The organism is Pseudomonas sp. CCI1.1 (assembly GCF_034348165.1).
Taxonomy (GTDB): domain Bacteria; phylum Pseudomonadota; class Gammaproteobacteria; order Pseudomonadales; family Pseudomonadaceae; genus Aquipseudomonas; species Aquipseudomonas paracarnis.
In genome coordinates this window covers 6,146,897-6,163,474 of sequence record NZ_CP133780.1, presented here as the reverse complement: position 1 = coordinate 6,163,474, position 16,578 = coordinate 6,146,897, and the positions used below count along the sequence as shown (strand labels likewise).

The following is a 16,578-nucleotide window of genomic DNA, read 5'->3' as shown; positions in this document are numbered from 1 at the left end:
CTCCTGGAAATGGGTCTGCGCCAAAGGTAAGGATGCGCAATTGCACAGCATTCTAATGGCGGCGACAATATCTGTTAACTGGATTATTAAGATAAGGGTTATCGGTTATATCGATATGCGATTTACTCTCCGTCAACTGCAAGTGTTCGTCGCCGTCGCCCAGCAGGAAAGCGTCTCGCGCGCTGCTGGCCTTCTGGCCTTATCTCAATCCGCCGCCAGCACCTCAATCACCGAGCTGGAGCGTCAATCCAGCTGTCAATTATTCGACCGCGCCGGTAAACGCCTGAGCCTCAACGCCCTCGGTCACCAGCTGTTGCCCCAGGCGGTGGCATTGCTGGACCAGGCCAAGGAGATCGAAGACCTGCTCAACGGCAAGTCAGGCTTCGGTTCCCTGGCGGTCGGCGCCACGCTGACCATAGGCAATTACTTGGCGACGCTGCTGATTGGCAGCTTTATGCAGCAACACCCCGAGAGCCAGGTAAAGCTGCATGTGCAGAACACTGCCCATATCGTGCATCAGGTTGCCCACTACGAAATTGACCTGGGTCTAATTGAAGGCGACTGCAGCCACCCGGATATCGAGGTGCAGACGTGGGTAGAAGATGAGCTGGTGGTGTTCTGTGCGCCCCAGCATCATTTGGCCAAGCGTGGCGTGGCCACCATGGACGAGTTGACCCACGAAGCGTGGATCCTGCGGGAACAGGGCTCGGGCACGCGACTGACCTTTGATCAGGCAATGCGTCATCACCGCAGCGCGCTGAATATCCGCCTGGAGCTGGAACACACCGAGGCGATCAAACGGGCAGTGGAGTCGGGCTTGGGGATTGGCTGCATTTCGCGGCTGGCGCTGCGCGATGCCTTCCGCCGTGGCAGCCTGGTGCCGGTAGAAACCCCGGACCTGGACCTGGCCCGGCAGTTCTACTTCATCTGGCACAAGCAGAAGTACCAGACCTCGGCGATGCGCGAGTTTCTCGAACTGTGCCGCGCCTTCACCGCTGGGGTGCAGCGCAGCGACGAGATCGTGCTGCCGAGTATCGCGTGATCGTCAGATCAGGATCACCGCCCATACCAGTGTGATCATGGTCAGGGCCACGAACTGCGCGGCGCTGCCCATGTCCTTGGCGTTTTTCGACAGCGGGTGGCGGTCCAGGGAAATACGGTCAATGGCCGCTTCTACCGCTGAGTTGAGCAATTCGACGATCAGCGCCAACAAACACACTGCAATCAGCAGCGCCCGTTCAACCCGGCTGATCTGCAGGAAAAAGCTCACGGGAATCAGGATGACATTCAGCAATACCAGTTGGCGGAATGCCGCCTCGCCAGTGAAAGCCGCACGCAGGCCATCCAGGGAATAGCCCCCTGCATTGAAGATACGTTTGATACCGGTTTGACCCTTGAAAGGCGACATAGATGTAGGCAACTGAACCAAAGAAGTGGGGAAGCTAGATCACGCAAAGTCAAAAAAGCGTGAAGCGGCTGTAACTTAATGTTGCGAGATGGACTCGAGTTGCTGCAAAAGCAACGCCGCCTGAGTGCGCGTACGCACGCCCAACTTACGGAAAATCGCCGTAACGTGGGCCTTGATGGTCGCTTCCGACACACTCAATTCGTAAGCAATCTGCTTGTTCAACAACCCTTCGCAGACCATGGTCAATACTCGGAACTGCTGGGGCGTCAAGCTGGCCAGGCCATCGCGGGCGGCCTTGGCTTCATCGGACACATTGATTTCTTCAAACGCCTGGGGTGGCCAGGACACATCGCCGTCCAACACCGTGCGCACGGCTTTCTGGATATCTTCCATCGCGCTGGACTTGGGAATGAAGCCGCTGGCGCCAAACTCTTTGGAGCGCACCACCACGTCGGCTTCTTCCTGGGCCGACACCATCACCACGGGGATCTGCGGGTATTGACCACGCAGCAGCACCAGCCCGGAGAAACCGTACGCGCCCGGCATGTTCAGGTCGAGCAACACCAGATCCCAGTCGGATTTTTCAGTCAGGCGGGCTTCCAGTTCGGCAATGCTGGCCACTTCGACCAGACGTACATCGGGGCCAAGGCCCAGGGTTACGGCCTGATGCAGTGCGCTGCGAAACAGCGGGTGGTCATCGGCAATCAGGATTTCGTATGTGGCCATTGGTTAAATGATCCTGTTTTTTATGGGAGCCCTGATGGGTTCAGGGGTCACCAATACACGAGGCGACGGCCAGGCAGCGATCGCCACAGGGCCCGTTCAACGTCAAAAACACATGAAACGACGTCGATAATTCACGGTTGCGCCCAATCGGCGCACAGCATGCCCAGCGTAGCCTGGAGGGTCAAGCACTACGCCCGTGGGGATTTTAGCGGGTTGCGGGCTTACAGTGCCATCATGCAAACGTCGTCTGGTTATCCCGCCGGGATGTAGGGTGCAAGGCGGGTATGCACGGTGTCCTCCGCATCCAATGACAGTTGGAATTTGGCAGCCAGGTAATGGGTGCTGAACACATCAAGGTAGGCATCCAGCACTTCGCTGGCGGCCAGGTCATCGGCCAGCTCCAGGCACAGCGCCGCCACCTCGGCGGTGCAGAAATGGTCATCGCGCTTGGAGCGCCGTAGTTTGTAGCGTGACAACTGTTCGGGCGCCAGGCTCAGCACCGGTAAATGTTCCAGATAGGGACTTTTGCGAAACATCTTGCGCGCTTCGCTCCAGGTGCCGTCCAACAGGATGAACAGTGGGCGCTTGCCCTCCTCCACGCGCACTTCACTGACCACCCGTTGCGGCGCCACGAATTCACCGGGAAATACGATGTAGGGTTGCCACTGCGGGTCGGCCAGCAACCTGAGCAACTCGGGGTCGACTTCGGTACGCGACCAGGCAAACGCGGTGGTGTCGTGTATGACATCGGCGATCAGCCAGCCCGTGTTACTGGGCTTCATCGGTTCAACGTCATGCATCAACAGGCACATGGCGGACTTGGCTTCTACCTGAGGCCGCCAGGCACACAGGCAGTACTCAGGAATGACCCGACAGCCGGGACAGCGCTCAGCACGGGAACCCCGATTGAGAAACGGCCTGACGGCACGCGCCAGACGCTGGGTACGCAAACGGGAGACGGCGTGACTCATCGGGCACGCGGCGAAGTAGAAGAAATCGACACGGAACAAACTCGTGAAAAACAGAAGTCCCGCAGTTTACCAGCGATACGCCTGGCTGTAGTGGCAAGGGCTCACCTATAATTGCGCGCCACTGAACGCACAGCCCAGTGGCTGGTCTATGCACCAGTAACCGAATCAGGAGAGTTTCATGCTGCGTTCCATGCTGCGCCTTGTTGCCCCATCCGTCGCCCTTGCGCTGGTCTTGCCTATGGGCGCCCACGCGGCCTCGCTGCTGGAGGCTCAAATGAACAAGAAGCTGCAAAGCGTCGCGGCCGAAAGCAACAAGGACCTGCCCCGGGAAATCGATGAAAAAACCCTGGAAGTCGCCTACACCGTTGAAGGCATGCAACTGATCGATCACCTCAGCGTGTTGCCTGACCGTGCCGAACAGATGCGCGCCAACCCCAAGGCTGTGTATTTCCAGCTGGGCCGCAGTGTGTGCACCAACCCGGGCTACCGCGAGCTGATGGCCAAGGGCGCAGTGATGCGCTATGAAATCACCGAGAACAAGACCAATCGCCCGGTGGCCTCGGTCAAGTTCGCAGAGGCCGATTGCCCGGCTCCGACGAAGAAGAAAAAGTAACCTTTGCTTGCCCCTCCCGCGCCGCTGCCCAGCGGCGCGCACGCCCCCGCCGCGTTTGCTGTCAACGACTAAACTGCCTAATGAGCCATCAATAAGCGGTTGCCAGCCAAGGGTTTTTCGGCCCATGATCAGCTCATCCCAGATGCCCGCCCACCACAGTTTTTAACGCTGTTCTGTCATATTTTCAGGGCAAAAAAGGCCTGCCCTCCTGCGGCATGCCGCGACACAAGCAGTGTCGTGGCCCAGGCGACGTTCTCGTCGACTACCCAGGCCCTGTAGAGAAGGAGAAATTGAATGCCTTATGAATCGAATGATTTGTTGCTTCGTCATTTTGAAGAAAACGGGACCGACCTCGCCCAGCAGGTCGACGCACAAATTCAGTTGATCGCCCCCAACAGCCCGAATATCTCCCTTTATCGAGACATGATTCTCACCGTCCTGCGCATGGCCCAGGACGACCGTGATCGCTGGAACGCCAAGATCACCCTGCGGGCCATCCGCGAACTGGACCATGCCTTTCGGGTGCTCGAACAATTCAAGGGCCGGCGCAAAGTCACGGTATTCGGCTCGGCGCGTACGCCAGTGGAAAGCCCGCTGTATGCGCTAGCCCGAGAGGTAGGTGCGGCGTTGGCACGGTCCGACCTGATGGTCATCACCGGTGGCGGTGGCGGCATCATGGCCGCGGCCCACGAAGGTGCGGGCCTGGAGCACAGCCTAGGGTTCAATATCACCCTGCCCTTTGAACAGCATGCCAACCCAACCATTGATGGCACCGACAACCTGCTGTCATTCCACTTCTTCTTTACCCGCAAGCTGTTCTTCGTCAAGGAAGCCGACGCGCTGGTGTTGTGCCCTGGCGGTTTCGGCACCCTCGACGAGGCATTGGAAGTGCTGACCCTGATCCAGACCGGCAAGAGCCCACTGGTGCCGGTAGTGCTACTGGATGCGCCGGGCGGTGGGTTCTGGCAAGGCGCCCTGGATTTCATCCGCAGTCAGTTGGAAGCCAATCGCTATATCCTGCCCACCGACCTCAAACTGGTCCGCCTGGTCTACAGCGCCGAAGAGGCCGTAGACGAAATCAACCAGTTCTACGCCAACTTCCACTCCACCCGCTGGCTTAAGCGTGAGTTTGTGGTGCGCATGAATCATCCCCTGAGTGAGCGCGCCCTCGCCCATATGCAGCAAGCGTTTGCCAGCCTGCGGCTCAGTGGCGAATTCCAGCAACTCGCCTATACGGGCGAAGACCATGACGAACCGAGATTCAGCCATTTGACGCGCCTGGTGTTCAATTTCAACGGTCGCGATCAGGGGCGATTGCGGGAGTTGGTGGATTACATCAACCTGCCGGAGAACTGGGCACAGGCTCAGGGCAAGGCCCAGCAACGGATGACGCCAGAGACAGCGTGATTTTTTGCAGGATCGAGTAGGAGGCGGATTCACATCCGCCGTCCTCTCACACCACCGTACGTACGGTTCCGTATACGGCGGTTCAGGTTATACGGTTAAGTCGGTTTATCGTATCCAGTATCGAGACCAGCCCGAGGCGGTCCCACAGCTTCTTCGGCAACGCCTGATTCATATGGGGCGCTCCCGAGTTCCACCATGGGCCTCGGCCATTGACTGCCGATTTCCACGCCCGCGCCGCATTAAGTCCCAAGCGTATCAAGTTGCGCGCCCTCGTAGAGGGCCGCTTCCATTGACGCCAGACGATACAGCGAAGCTTGTGACGCACCCAGCCGTCCAATTCCTCAAGTGGCCGTCTGCTCTGGCTCAGCTTGAAGTAGCCCGCCCATCCGCGCAGCACGGGGTTTATCCGCTCGATGACAGTCGCCACCTTGTGGCCCCGCGCTTTACGTAGCAGCTCTCTGAGCCGGTCGCGCAAGCGACCCAGGCTCATCGTCGCCACTCTCAGTCTCGGTTGCTGATGCCAGCTCATCCCGTAACCCAAGTAATCACACATCCAAGACCCGGCTACTCGGCTCTTATCCCGATTCAGCGTTAGTTTCAGGCGCTGATTCAGGAAGCGCTCAACACTGGCCATCACTCGTTCGCCAGCACGAGGGCTGCGCACATAGATGTTCGCATCGTCGGCATAACGCACGAAGCGATGACCCCGCCGTTCCAGCTCGCGGTCGAGTTCGTTGAGCAGGATGTTCGACAGCAACGGCGAGAGCGGGCCGCCTTGCGGCGTCCCTTCCTGCCGTCGGCTGGCGATCCCACCCGACATCTCACCGGCTTGGAGGTACCGCCGGATCAGTCTGAGCACGCGTTTATCTACGATTTGGCGCGCCACGTACGCCATCAGGAGATCGTGGTTGACCCGGTCAAAGAATTTCTCAAGATCGAGTTCCACGCACCAGCGATGCCCTGCCGCCACATGGGCGCGGGCTGTCTCGATGGCTTGGTGGGCGCTTCTGCCCGGACGGAAGCCGTAGCTGTAATCCGAAAACAGCGGGTCGAAGATCGGCGTGAGCTGTTGCAGCAGTGCCTGTTGGATCAGGCGATCCACGACGCAGGGAATGCCCAGTTGTCGGGTGCCGCCTTTGGGTTTGGGGATGTCGACGGCGCGTACACCTTGCGGGTGGTATTCGCCGGCCAGCAACCTCCTCTGGAGGATCGGCCAATACTGATTCACGTAGTCCGCCAAGTCGTCGACCGTCATGCCATCGGCACCCGGCGCGCCCTTGTTGCTGACCACGCGCTGATACGCACGTCTGAGGTTGGCCGGTGCAAGCACCCGCGCCATCAGCGTGTCCGGCTCCGCGTTCGTCCACGTCACAGATGCCGTCGATACCTTTGCGCTGTCAGCCGTCATCCTCGGATTCTGTCCGGGACTCGGAGTCACAGTCTTCTCTTGGAGAAATTTCTGCATTTCGGTATTCAACGAGACTCTGACGCCTACTGGCGGCATAACCTGTTCGGCCCTTGGTGGCGCGGTTATTCGCCACTTACTACGGCTTCGGCTGACTTCTGCACGCTCATCCCATCGCCTCTCGACGCTCGGTAGCACACTGGCAAACGTGCAGATCTCCCAGGGTAATTCGCGCGACCTTCCTGCTTATGCCTGTCGGATCTACGTCACAGCGTTCCGTGCAAGTATTGGGCTTTGAAGATTTTGGCCTTCTTACCCCGCTGCGCCGCCTCTATCCGCTTCCTGTTCGTCAGGCCAGCATTTTGCCTCGGGCTTCCTTCAGATTCGCAGTCACCCGCGACACCCTTGCCTCTGGCTAACACTTCCCCTTGCCGGGTGTGTAGAGGACTTTCACCTCCCAGTCACCAGCGTGGCCACCACAGCCAAGCTGGTTGCGCTTGCGCGCAACGCGCCATGCCTGGCGCACCAAAAAAAAGGCCCACTATTTTCATAGTGGGCCTTTTGTTTTTTGGCGTTCAGTCGTCCATATCCCGGCCGCTCAACAAGCGGCTGATCATGTCCATCGAAAACCCGCGATAACTCAAGAAGCGACCTTGCTTCGCACGTTCTTTGGCATCAATCGGAAGATGCCCCGCAAATTTGCGACGCCAGGTGTCTTCCAACTGCGACTGCCAATTGATACCGCACTCACGTAGCGCAAGGTCAATATCGGCACGTTGCAGTCCACGTTGGCTTAACTCCTCGCGAATCCGCGCAGGGCCGTAACCGGAACGTGCGCGGTAAGACACAAAGCTTTCAAGGTAACGGGCTTCCGACAACAGCCCTTCTTCCGTTAACCGGTCGAGGGCTGTTTCGATCATCTCTGGCTCTGCGCCGCGCTGACGCAACTTACGTGTCAGCTCGACTCGACCATGCTCGCGGCGAGCGAGCAGGTCCATCGCAGTGCGCCGAACGGCGACGAGTGTATCCAGTACAACAGTCATCGTTTGCTTCAGACGTCAGTATCGGCTTCTTCCATTTCATCTACCGGCTCGCGGTTGGCAGCCGCTTTCACGTCCGGCGCTGCGGTCAGAAGCTTGTCGCGGATCTGCTTCTCAAGCGTGGCAGCGATATCCGGATTGTCTGCCAGGAACTTGGCCGAGTTGGCCTTGCCCTGACCGATCTTGCTGCCGTTGTAGGCATACCAGGCACCGGACTTCTCGACAAAACCGTGCAGTACGCCCAGGTCGATCATCTCGCCGTTCAGGTAGATACCCTTGCCGTAGAGAATCTGGAACTCAGCCTGACGGAATGGCGGGGCCACTTTGTTCTTCACGACCTTGACGCGGGTTTCGCTACCGACAACCTCGTCACCTTCCTTCACCGCGCCAGTACGACGGATATCCAGACGGACCGAAGCGTAGAACTTCAGCGCGTTACCACCGGTGGTGGTTTCCGGGCTGCCGAACATCACGCCGATCTTCATACGGATCTGGTTGATGAAGATCACCAGGCAGTTGGCGTTCTTGATGTTACCGGTAATTTTACGCAGCGCCTGGGACATCAGGCGGGCTTGCAGGCCCACGTGCATGTCGCCCATTTCGCCTTCGATTTCAGCCTTGGGCACCAGGGCCGCCACGGAGTCGACCACGATCACGTCGATGGCGTTGGAGCGCACCAGCATGTCGGTGATTTCCAGGGCTTGCTCGCCGGTGTCCGGCTGGGAAACCAGCAGGTCATCGACGTTGACGCCCAGCTTGCCGGCGTATTCAGGATCCAGGGCGTGCTCGGCGTCGACGAACGCGCAGGTAGCGCCCATCTTTTGCGCCTGGGCAATCACCGACAGGGTCAGGGTGGTTTTACCGGAAGATTCAGGACCGTAGATTTCAACGATACGGCCTTTTGGCAGGCCACCAATGCCGAGCGCGATGTCCAGACCCAGAGAGCCAGTGGAAATAGCCGGGATCGCCTGACGGTCGTGATCGCCCATACGCATTACGGCACCCTTGCCGAATTGACGTTCGATCTGACCCAGGGCCGCAGCCAAGGCTTTCTTCTTGTTGTCGTCCATTAAAGTCCTCACGTAATCAATAAGGCCTGACGGCCAACACCTGTATAAGTAGACAGTATTGTTCCACAAAGATCGGTGATCGCCTACCCCTGATTGTCTATTTCTGCTGCAGCTCGTCGCAACAAGCCCTCCAGCGCGGCTTTTACCGTTTGTCGGCGGACCTCGTCGCGGTTGCCGGGGAAGTGCGCAAGCTCGGCGGTCACCTCGTCGCCCACGGCAAAGGCCAGCCAAACGGTGCCCACCGGCTTGTCCGGCGAACCGCCATCGGGGCCGGCCACACCGCTGACCGCCACGGCAAATCGCGCCAGGCTTTTTTCCTGCGCACCGCGGGCCATCGCCTCCACCACTTCCTGGCTGACAGCCCCGACCTTGACGAACAGTTTTTCCGGCACATTCAACTGTCGGGTCTTCTGCCGGTTGGAATAGGTGACATAGCCCGCCTCGAACCAGGCCGAGCTGCCCGGAATTCGCGTGATGGCTTCGGCAATGCCACCGCCGGTACAGGACTCGGCAGTGGTCACGTGAGCACTGAGCACCTGCAAACGGCGACCCAGTTCGGCAGCCAGTTGAGTGATTTCCTTCACGGTCGTCTCCAGGAGTGGGCGGGGGTTCGCCTACCCTACAGGAGCCTATCGGCCATGCAAGGTACAGAGTGCATCAAGAGGCTAATGCGCGACGGCCTGCACCTGCCACACATGCGCCATGAGCAGGCGCGCACCGATCAGGCGAAACGCACCTAAGAAACGCAGAGCACCGCCTTCGCCCGCGCCCACAACTGCAAACGGTCGTCCAGGCCATTGAGGCCGCCGTTGATCCGACGGGTGATGGTGGTGAACTGATCGTTGTCGGCAAGTTCGTTAAGGCCGTTGCTTTGCCAGAACCAGGCGGCGGACTCGCAGGCCCATTGCGGTTGTTCCAGCAGTTGCGGCTGGAGCAGCAGGCGATCATCGCCGAACAGTGCTTGGCTGCACGCAAGGTAATTACGGCGGCCGGTTATCTGGATCAACCCTCTGCCGCGATACTTTTGTCCATCTCCGTCCGCTTCCGGGGTGTTGCCCAGGCGCGCGCCCAAGACGCCGGTGTCATATTTGCTCAAGTATTGATCACTGCCCAATTCGCGCACGTACTGCAACTGGGCAGACTCGTGGCCGATTTGGGCGAGGAAGGCGGCGACGCGACGGGCCGTATTGATCTGATGCCCCGCAAAGGCCGCATTTAGAAAGGTTAAAAAAATGCCCGCGCGAAGGCGGGCTCCAGGCATGACACCCAGAAGCTGAGCATGTGTGATTACCATGGGTTTTACTCTAAGGAAGGATCTACACCGACAAACCGCTGGCCTGGACCGTACTCCGATAGCCACCTTTTCGCTCGCCCCTGGATGTCACCGTTTTAATCGACCAGCGCCCTTGCATGAACCCCGGCCACGACTCATCCAGCAGCAACAGGCCTTCAGCAGCCAACGAAGGATTACCAGGGCAGACCACATCAATCTGCAACCCTTCGCGCCCCACCCGCCGCATCTCTCCCTGCGCCGCCGAGCGTGCTTCGTCCTCGCTCTGGTAGCGCTGTGTCACCACTTTGAAGGGTGCGATGCCCACCTTGACGACACGCTGTTTTCCGGCTGCCGCGTCCCACCATGACGTTTGCGCGCCGTTGTATTTGGCACGGCTGGTTTCGGTGAAACTGGCGCTGATGAACGCGCGGTCACCTGGGCGATTATCATGGGTGATCGACAACCGTACATCCGGCAATGCCTTGCCCGACAGCGTCTTGATCTGGCCTTTGCGCCCCAGTACATACAGCTCATCGACAGGCTTGGCCACCGCATCGAAGCGCTTGGCCAGGCGCGTCAGAAAAGCCATGTCGCTTTCATTGGTCTGATCGATGTGCGCGATCGGCTCACCGTCGAGTTCAGGCGCCACACGCGGTGAAAAACCGTATCGGGTGGTCAGTTGGCGAAACAGCGCACCCAGGGTTATCGGACCATGGCTGGCGGTGCGGCGCTGTTTGAATTCGTGCTCGTCGAACGGTGCCGCCGTGGCCACCAGCACCAGTCGCAATGGGAACATCGAGGGCGTGCGCTGGGTGATCTTGAACACGCCCTTATCCACCAGGCCCGATTCCAGGTACCCAATACGCAGGCCAATTTTGCCGCCCAGATCGGGCAGCCCTTCAAGCCCCTCGATATCGAGGGTCAGCTTCAGTTGATCAGATACAAACCCCGCTGCGTCGGTATGTTCCCACTCCAAGAGCCGCTCGTTGAATAACGCGGCATTGGCTCCGTATAGCTCCACTACAGGTGTAAATCCGAGTGCCATGATGGCTCCTTAATCCCAGGCGGAAACCGGCCGGCTCGCAACTGGTTGCGCGTCCAATTCGGGCACCAGCACGCTGACGCCCGCCGGCAGTACCGCGCCCTGTTCGGCCAGCTCCGGGTTCAAGCGCCACAACGCTTCTTCTGCGGCGTCGTCACTGCGCCCCAGTTCGCGGTAGAGCAACAGGTTCACCGAGTCGCCGGCAATACTTCGAACCCTACGCATTGACGAACTCCTCCAGTAACAATGTCCAATTGATCACCATGGCCGTCCCGTCGTCGATCACGCTGGCTTGTTTTTCACTGATCGACTGGATGGTCCATAGCCCCCAGTTACGCCCTAACCCGTCCACCAAAGGCAACGGCGCACGCAGGGCCTGCAGGGTGCGCAACTCATCCAAGCGCGCCATGCCATTGGCACGGGCAGCCTTGCCGCCCAATGCCAGGGTTTCGAGCCCCTGGCCGACCTGACTGGATTTAGGTTTGCCGGCAATGATGTCGAGACTGACCCAGCCCCCGCTGCTACCACGATCAAGCGTGTCGTAGGCGAACCCACGGGACAGCCCGAAAATAAAAGTACCCAAGACCATCTGTTGTCGCATCACACAGCTCCATCGGTGAGTGCTGCGCCGCGTCGGGTCGCCAGCAGGTTGTCCATCGACAGCGGGGTAAATTGCGCTTCGATCTGTTGCACCACGAGCGCCGCCAGTTGTTGATGGCTGGCTTGCTCAGGCGCGGTGATGGTGATTTGCGGGGCGAAGTTGATTTGGCGGTTGTCGGCTTGAGGGGCGTTGAGGTTTTTGCTGACCTCTGTGGGGGATGGCAGGCGATCGCCCGCCCCCATCACTTTTTCAGCCAGCCACGCACCGACGTCACTGCCTACGAAAGTGCCCACGGCACCACCGACTACCTTACCGATTGCGCCCCCGGCGACGCCGCCCATCACACCGCCCAACACTGTGCCGGCACCCGGAACGACCGAACCGATAACAGCTCCCGCCAGCGTGCCGACCGCTCGGCCTATCGCCATCCCAGCCACATCACCGACGACACCGCCGGCAACACCGCCGCCGATAGAGCCCACGCTAGTGCCAACCGCTTGACCCAGGTTTCCGGTCATCGCGCCTTGCGTCATCTCGACACCGGCCTGGGCCACCACCAAACCCAGGGGGACCCCTTTGGCCAGCTTGCTCACCTTCGCCGCTTTGCCAGAGATGCCAGGGCCGGAAGCAGGCGGGCGATTACCGCTGTGCTCGTCATTGCTCGGGGCTTTGCGCTGGCTGTCCGGCGGTGTGGTTTTATTCCCTGCTGCCGGCCCCTCTCCGAGCACTTTCCCTGCGACCTTTTCGAAAATCTTGTCCTTCACGGCACCGAAAACACCAGAAACCACCGGGATCAGCACCGCCCCCGCCAGGGCGACGGCAGCGGCAGCCTTGGGCAGGCCTTCCGCGAGCCAAGCCACGCCACTGACCAGGCCGTTCATTGCGGTCAGCGAGGCATCTACAACGGGGGCAAGCGCTGTATCAGAGGCGGTGCTCAAGCGTGTGGTACTGGCCTCGTAGGCTTGCCGACGCGCGTAAGTAGAGTCCGCACGAACCGCGGCCGAACGCAGCACCGAACCTTGGTCGCCCAGCGTCGAAGTGGCGTAGGTGGATTTTTCTGCGACCAGCGAAAAGGCCTGTTTCACGCTGTCGATCACCGGTACCAGGCTCAGAATCGTCTGGTTGCCGTCGAACAACTGCGTCGCCAGCACCGCCTGCCTTTCGGCAGGTTGCGACTTGAGCGCCTCCAGCACCGTAAGCACGGCCTGTGGGGCGTCCTGTTTCATGCGCGCCGCGAGTACTTTTGGATCAAGCTTGAGCTCTGCCCAGGCACTGCGTTGCCCTGCAGAGGCGTTGTCGCCTTTAGCCAGGACGGTGCTGATTTTTTCCAGCCCGGCACCAGCAACAGCCTTGCTGTTACCTGCGCTCAACAACGCCGCCGAAAGCGCTGCAGCCTGTTCGGGACTCATGCCCGCAGCCTTCGCGGCAGCGCCCTGGAGTTGCACAACAGCGCCGATATCCGCCGATTCGGCCTTGAGCGATACCTGGGTGCCCAGCACGTTTGTTGCGTCGGCAAGGTCCAAGGCTTGTGCGCGATCAAGGTGCATTGACTCGCGCCAGCCGCCCATGATTTCGCCGGCATTTTTGACGTCGATCTTGAACGCCGTCGCCATGATCGCAGCGTCGCGAGCGAACTGCTGCAGGTCTGCCCGGCGCCCAACGGGGTCGATATTGCCCGAAGCGTCCTTACGATCACTGCCGATACCGGAACGGGCGGCGGCATACTCGACCTTCGCGAGGTCGACGGCATTGGCACCACTGGCAGCTACCACCGGCTCGGACGCCATGGCAAGGTTGGCTTCACGCAATGCCTTGCGCTCATGCCGGGCAAACATCAACAGTTGATCAATATCAGTCATCGCGGCGTCCAGCGCCTGCGAGGGTGTACGCTTGTCTGTAGCCGCGACGGTCTTCGTGCCCTCTGCGTTCCCGGCAGTTTGAGCTTGCCGGGCGTCCATCACCTTGAGCAACGAGACGTTGAACAGCTCCAGCGTATCGACCAACCGTACCTGCCCGTCCGCCAGATGCTTGATCTGCAAGCTGGCATCGGCCAATGCCAGGGCCAAACTCGCCGCACTCCCCGGGGCCACCTCAAGCGGGCTCGGCAGCGCTTGGGTGATAGGTTTGAGACTGGCCTGCATTCCTGTCATCTGAAGGGCGCCCTGAGTCATCACGCCGTCCTTGGCAATGGCTGACCCTGCTCCATGATTACTATCTGCCATTGCGCTCTACTCCTGTTTGACGCCAAGACGACTGATTGCGATGTCGTAGCGGCGCAATGCTTTGCCGGCTTCCCAATCGAGGATTTCCGCTTCGTTCACCGAGTAAACCAGCGGCACTACATCGAGAATCACTTCGATGTCGCGCTCCGAAAGAAGTCCGCCGGTTTGTTTAAAAAATCGTCGATGCGCTCCTGCAGCTCGGTCCAGTCGGGCACGGTCAGGCCGGCAAGATCGGGAATCATCAGGCCCGTGCAATGGGCGGTGATGAACTCGGCGCGCTCTTTGTTAGTGGCGAGTTTTTTCATCACCTTGGTAGCGCGCAGGGCGGGCATTTCCAGGGGCAGTTCCGACAGGTTTCGGCCGGCGGCTTCCAGGGGTAATAGCAGGTGGACAGGCTGGTCGTGGGTCGTCACGTCCTGTTCTTTCAGGAAGAACGAGGCCGGGCGTGTCGACATTTCGTGTACGTACTGCGCAATGCTCACGTAGTCCGGGCGCTTGAGTTGGTCGAGCTCTTTTTCCGACAGGCCGGTGGCGAGTTTCGCCAGTTCGAAGAACTGGTCGTCCTCGTCATCACCGGCCCGGGCCAGCGCGTCTTTTTGCGCGGCATAGAACAACGGTTTGAGTTGAACCTGCTCGATCATTGCACCGGTGTCGGCGGTGATCGGGGACAGCAGGATGTGCAACGGTGGCATCCAGGCCATGGGGAATTCCTTGTTGAGCGGTGTTGAAAAGTGCAAAAAATCTAAACCTGAGCACGGCCCCTGCGGGAGCTGGCTTGCCTGCGATGGCATCCACTCGATGCTCCAGAGATACCGAGTCGCCTGCATCGCAGGCAAGCCAGCTCCCACCTTGACCGTGCTCGCTTCAGATTGCGCCGGCCCTTAAGGCATCAGCACGGCGCGGCGGGCATCGCCAAGGATGTCGACGCCGTTGAGCACGAACTTCTGGGTGCGCACATCGATATCGATCACCGAAATGCCATTTTCCAGACGGTTGTAGGTACGGCAGGACAGCTCCAGCGTGGTGGTGGCCTTGTCGCCCATTTTCAGCTTCGCCTCCTCCAGGGATTTGAGCTTGCCGCCCACGGTGTGGTAGGTGAAATAGGTCTTGCCGTCTTGATCCTGGCCGGCTTCACGCACGTTCAGCAAAATGTCGTCGCCCATGCGCACGCCCAGGGCCAGCATGATTTGCGGGCCGGCACCTTGCAGCACCAGCTTGGCATTGAGCACCTTGCCGCTCTTGGCCATTTCCTCGGCGATAAAGCGCCCGCCGGACATGGCCTCCATGTCGAACTCGATCTTCGGCGGGGTGAATTCTTCCACGGTTGCGGACAACGGCAGGCCTTGAAGGGTGGCCGCAATGGCCTGTCTGACTCGGTTGGTAAACATTAGAGAACGTCCTCCAGGAACTGCTCGATGATTTCATCGCGGGCGTTGAGTTGATAAACCATGTGTTCGTTCGGCGCGTAGCGGCCGTAGTCGATGACGATGAACCAGGTGCCGTTCTTGTATTTCTCGACGCTGTTCAGTTCCGGGTGCAGGTACACGCTGCCGCCGGGGATGGTTTCGTCGGCCACCAGGGTTTGCAGCCAGTCGTTGATGCGCTTGACCTCCTGGTCCATGAAGGACTTGGTGAGGTTCTTGGCCATGGCTTTCTGGCCGGCCTTGACCAGCTTGCGGCTGATGGCATCTTCCAGGCCGACGTAGCTGATGAACTTGCCGGTGATGGAGCGGTTGCCCAACAGCGAGAAGCCGCCGAGGATGGTGCGGGCGTAGTAGCTCACGCCGTAGCGGTTGAGCAGGTCGCCTTCGGTGGAGGTGTCGAGGATGTTGTACTCGACCACGCGGGAAACGTCCTCGGCGAAGGTCACCTGGTTACCTGGACTCTCCCACTGCTTGACCTTGGCCAATGCGGCGATGGCCAGCGAGGATGGCGACAGGAACACGTTCTTCTTCGCGGCTTTGGAGTACACCGACGGCATGTTGTGCACCAGCAGGCAACGGTCGAAGCCGAGGTCGGCCCCGCCCAGTTCACCGCTGTAGGTCACTTGGTCGGCAACGGACGCGTCCTTGCCATCCAGTACCACACGGGCCTTGATGCGCTTGCCGAAGGAGGCGAACTCACCAGCCACGGCCTTGGTGCCGGTAAAGCCTGGAGCGCCGATGATGGTCAGGTCTTCAGGCACGCTGCTCAGGGCCGCCAGGCCCAGCTTGCGACCGGTGACCGGGTCGTTGCCGCCGATCACATTATTGATCGTATCGGCCGGGGTGGCGCCTTCTTCGACGATGACCACATAGACCGGCACCTTGACCACCTTGAGGATCTGGTACACCGCCTGGAACAAGGTGCCCGACTCAGTGCCGGTAGGGTCCAGCAGCGCCTGGGCGGTGAAGCTGTTGATGCGAAACGGCGCGTTTTTCGGGATTGACGCATGGGCATTCGGCGCAGTGCCGACCAGGCCGATGACGTTATCGCCAAGGCCACCCATGGCCTCGGGGGATTCAGTGGCATTCACAGTGATGCCGTTGTGCTCGAAGTTCAGGACTTCTGCCATGGTTATTCAGCCTTCTTGGGGGTGGAGTTGAGGACGCTGGTCAGTTCCAGACGGCCAGCGGTGCGCAGGGCGGATGCTTCGACGTCGAGCAGTTCCAGTTCCTCGCCGGCGGTGGACCAATGGCCGTTGCCGATGGGGAATGGGATGAGGACGGTGTAGGTTTGGCGGGTGGGCATGGGTGGAAATCTCCGGGTGGGAAATGCAAAAGCCCCTGCGGGGAGGGGCTTTGGGGAGGCGAAAAAAAAC

General features: G+C 59.9%; 20 protein-coding genes. 3 read left to right on the top strand and 17 right to left on the bottom strand.

Annotation, left to right across the window (positions count from 1 at the left end):
* Positions 1–115: 115 nt before the first annotated feature.
* Positions 116–1,042, top strand: a complete 927-nt coding sequence (locus RHM69_RS27860) for a LysR family transcriptional regulator (protein ID WP_003189054.1) — start codon at positions 116–118, stop codon at positions 1,040–1,042.
* Positions 1,043–1,045: 3 nt separating this feature from the next.
* Here the strand turns inward: RHM69_RS27860 and RHM69_RS27855 are convergent, their stop codons facing one another.
* The 3 genes from RHM69_RS27855 to RHM69_RS27845 form a co-directional block, all read right to left on the bottom strand.
* Positions 1,046–1,408 carry a diacylglycerol kinase gene (locus RHM69_RS27855; RefSeq protein WP_014717181.1) on the bottom strand — a complete coding sequence of 121 codons (363 nt, stop codon included), beginning with the start codon at positions 1,406–1,408 and terminating at the stop codon, positions 1,046–1,048.
* Positions 1,409–1,483: 75 nt separating this feature from the next.
* The gene (erdR, locus tag RHM69_RS27850; RefSeq protein WP_003189050.1) at positions 1,484–2,134 is read right to left on the bottom strand and encodes a response regulator transcription factor ErdR; all 651 of its coding nucleotides are present in this window, start codon (positions 2,132–2,134) and stop codon (positions 1,484–1,486) included.
* A gap of 251 nt (positions 2,135–2,385) precedes the next feature.
* Positions 2,386–3,105: a tRNA-uridine aminocarboxypropyltransferase gene (locus RHM69_RS27845; protein WP_014717180.1), complete on the bottom strand. Its 720-nt coding sequence runs from the start codon at positions 3,103–3,105 to the stop codon at positions 2,386–2,388.
* 178 nt (positions 3,106–3,283) lie between these two features.
* On the opposite strand from RHM69_RS27845, the gene RHM69_RS27840 reads away from it, so the two are divergent.
* The gene (locus RHM69_RS27840; protein WP_014717179.1) at positions 3,284–3,718 is read left to right on the top strand and encodes a PA3611 family quorum-sensing-regulated virulence factor; all 435 of its coding nucleotides are present in this window, start codon (positions 3,284–3,286) and stop codon (positions 3,716–3,718) included.
* 294 nt (positions 3,719–4,012) lie between these two features.
* Positions 4,013–5,125, top strand: a complete 1,113-nt coding sequence (locus RHM69_RS27835) for a TIGR00730 family Rossman fold protein (RefSeq protein WP_103451335.1) — start codon at positions 4,013–4,015, stop codon at positions 5,123–5,125.
* Between the two features lie 82 nt (positions 5,126–5,207).
* On the opposite strand, the gene ltrA is transcribed toward RHM69_RS27835, so the two are convergent.
* From ltrA to RHM69_RS27765, 14 genes are all read right to left on the bottom strand, one after another.
* Positions 5,208–6,629 carry a group II intron reverse transcriptase/maturase gene (gene ltrA, locus RHM69_RS27830; RefSeq protein ID WP_011805433.1) on the bottom strand — a complete coding sequence of 474 codons (1,422 nt, stop codon included), beginning with the start codon at positions 6,627–6,629 and terminating at the stop codon, positions 5,208–5,210.
* Positions 6,630–7,105: 476 nt separating this feature from the next.
* Positions 7,106–7,573 carry a recombination regulator RecX gene (recX, locus tag RHM69_RS27825; RefSeq protein WP_014717177.1) on the bottom strand — a complete coding sequence of 156 codons (468 nt, stop codon included), beginning with the start codon at positions 7,571–7,573 and terminating at the stop codon, positions 7,106–7,108.
* An 8-nt stretch (positions 7,574–7,581) separates the two neighbouring features.
* Positions 7,582–8,640: a recombinase RecA gene (gene recA / locus RHM69_RS27820; RefSeq protein ID WP_014717176.1), complete on the bottom strand. Its 1,059-nt coding sequence runs from the start codon at positions 8,638–8,640 to the stop codon at positions 7,582–7,584.
* A gap of 83 nt (positions 8,641–8,723) precedes the next feature.
* A complete protein-coding gene (locus RHM69_RS27815; protein ID WP_014717175.1) occupies positions 8,724–9,224 on the bottom strand; it encodes a CinA family protein in 501 nt (166 codons plus the stop codon).
* Positions 9,225–9,376: 152 nt separating this feature from the next.
* Positions 9,377–9,934 (bottom strand): glycoside hydrolase family 19 protein, encoded by a 558-nt coding sequence (locus tag RHM69_RS27810; RefSeq protein ID WP_014717174.1) that lies wholly within the window; start codon positions 9,932–9,934, stop codon positions 9,377–9,379.
* Positions 9,935–9,956: 22 nt separating this feature from the next.
* A complete protein-coding gene (locus tag RHM69_RS27805) occupies positions 9,957–10,958 on the bottom strand; it encodes a contractile injection system protein, VgrG/Pvc8 family (RefSeq protein WP_014717173.1) in 1,002 nt (333 codons plus the stop codon).
* Positions 10,959–10,967: 9 nt separating this feature from the next.
* Positions 10,968–11,180, bottom strand: coding sequence for a tail protein X (locus tag RHM69_RS27800; protein ID WP_014717172.1), 213 nt, complete (start codon positions 11,178–11,180; stop codon positions 10,968–10,970).
* The gene (locus RHM69_RS27795; protein ID WP_014717171.1) at positions 11,173–11,556 is read right to left on the bottom strand and encodes a phage tail protein; all 384 of its coding nucleotides are present in this window, start codon (positions 11,554–11,556) and stop codon (positions 11,173–11,175) included. The genes RHM69_RS27800 and RHM69_RS27795 overlap by 8 nt, the downstream gene beginning before the upstream one ends.
* On the bottom strand, positions 11,556–13,778 hold the full coding sequence (locus tag RHM69_RS27790) for a phage tail tape measure protein (protein WP_200600381.1): 2,223 nt from the start codon (positions 13,776–13,778) through the stop codon (positions 11,556–11,558). Before RHM69_RS27790 ends, RHM69_RS27795 begins: the two co-directional genes overlap by 1 nt.
* A gap of 6 nt (positions 13,779–13,784) precedes the next feature.
* A complete protein-coding gene (locus RHM69_RS27785; protein WP_014717169.1) occupies positions 13,785–13,910 on the bottom strand; it encodes a hypothetical protein in 126 nt (41 codons plus the stop codon).
* The gene (locus RHM69_RS27780; protein WP_014717168.1) at positions 13,907–14,479 is read right to left on the bottom strand and encodes a phage tail assembly protein; all 573 of its coding nucleotides are present in this window, start codon (positions 14,477–14,479) and stop codon (positions 13,907–13,909) included. The genes RHM69_RS27785 and RHM69_RS27780 overlap by 4 nt, the downstream gene beginning before the upstream one ends.
* 180 nt (positions 14,480–14,659) lie before the next feature.
* On the bottom strand, positions 14,660–15,166 hold the full coding sequence (locus RHM69_RS27775) for a phage major tail tube protein (RefSeq protein WP_014717167.1): 507 nt from the start codon (positions 15,164–15,166) through the stop codon (positions 14,660–14,662).
* Entirely contained in the window at positions 15,166–16,332 is a 1,167-nt protein-coding gene (locus tag RHM69_RS27770; RefSeq protein ID WP_014717166.1) for a tail protein, read from the bottom strand. Before RHM69_RS27770 ends, RHM69_RS27775 begins: the two co-directional genes overlap by 1 nt.
* Before the next feature lie 2 nt (positions 16,333–16,334).
* Positions 16,335–16,508, bottom strand: coding sequence for a hypothetical protein (locus RHM69_RS27765; protein ID WP_003189022.1), 174 nt, complete (start codon positions 16,506–16,508; stop codon positions 16,335–16,337).
* Between the last annotated feature and the right edge of the window lie 70 nt (positions 16,509–16,578).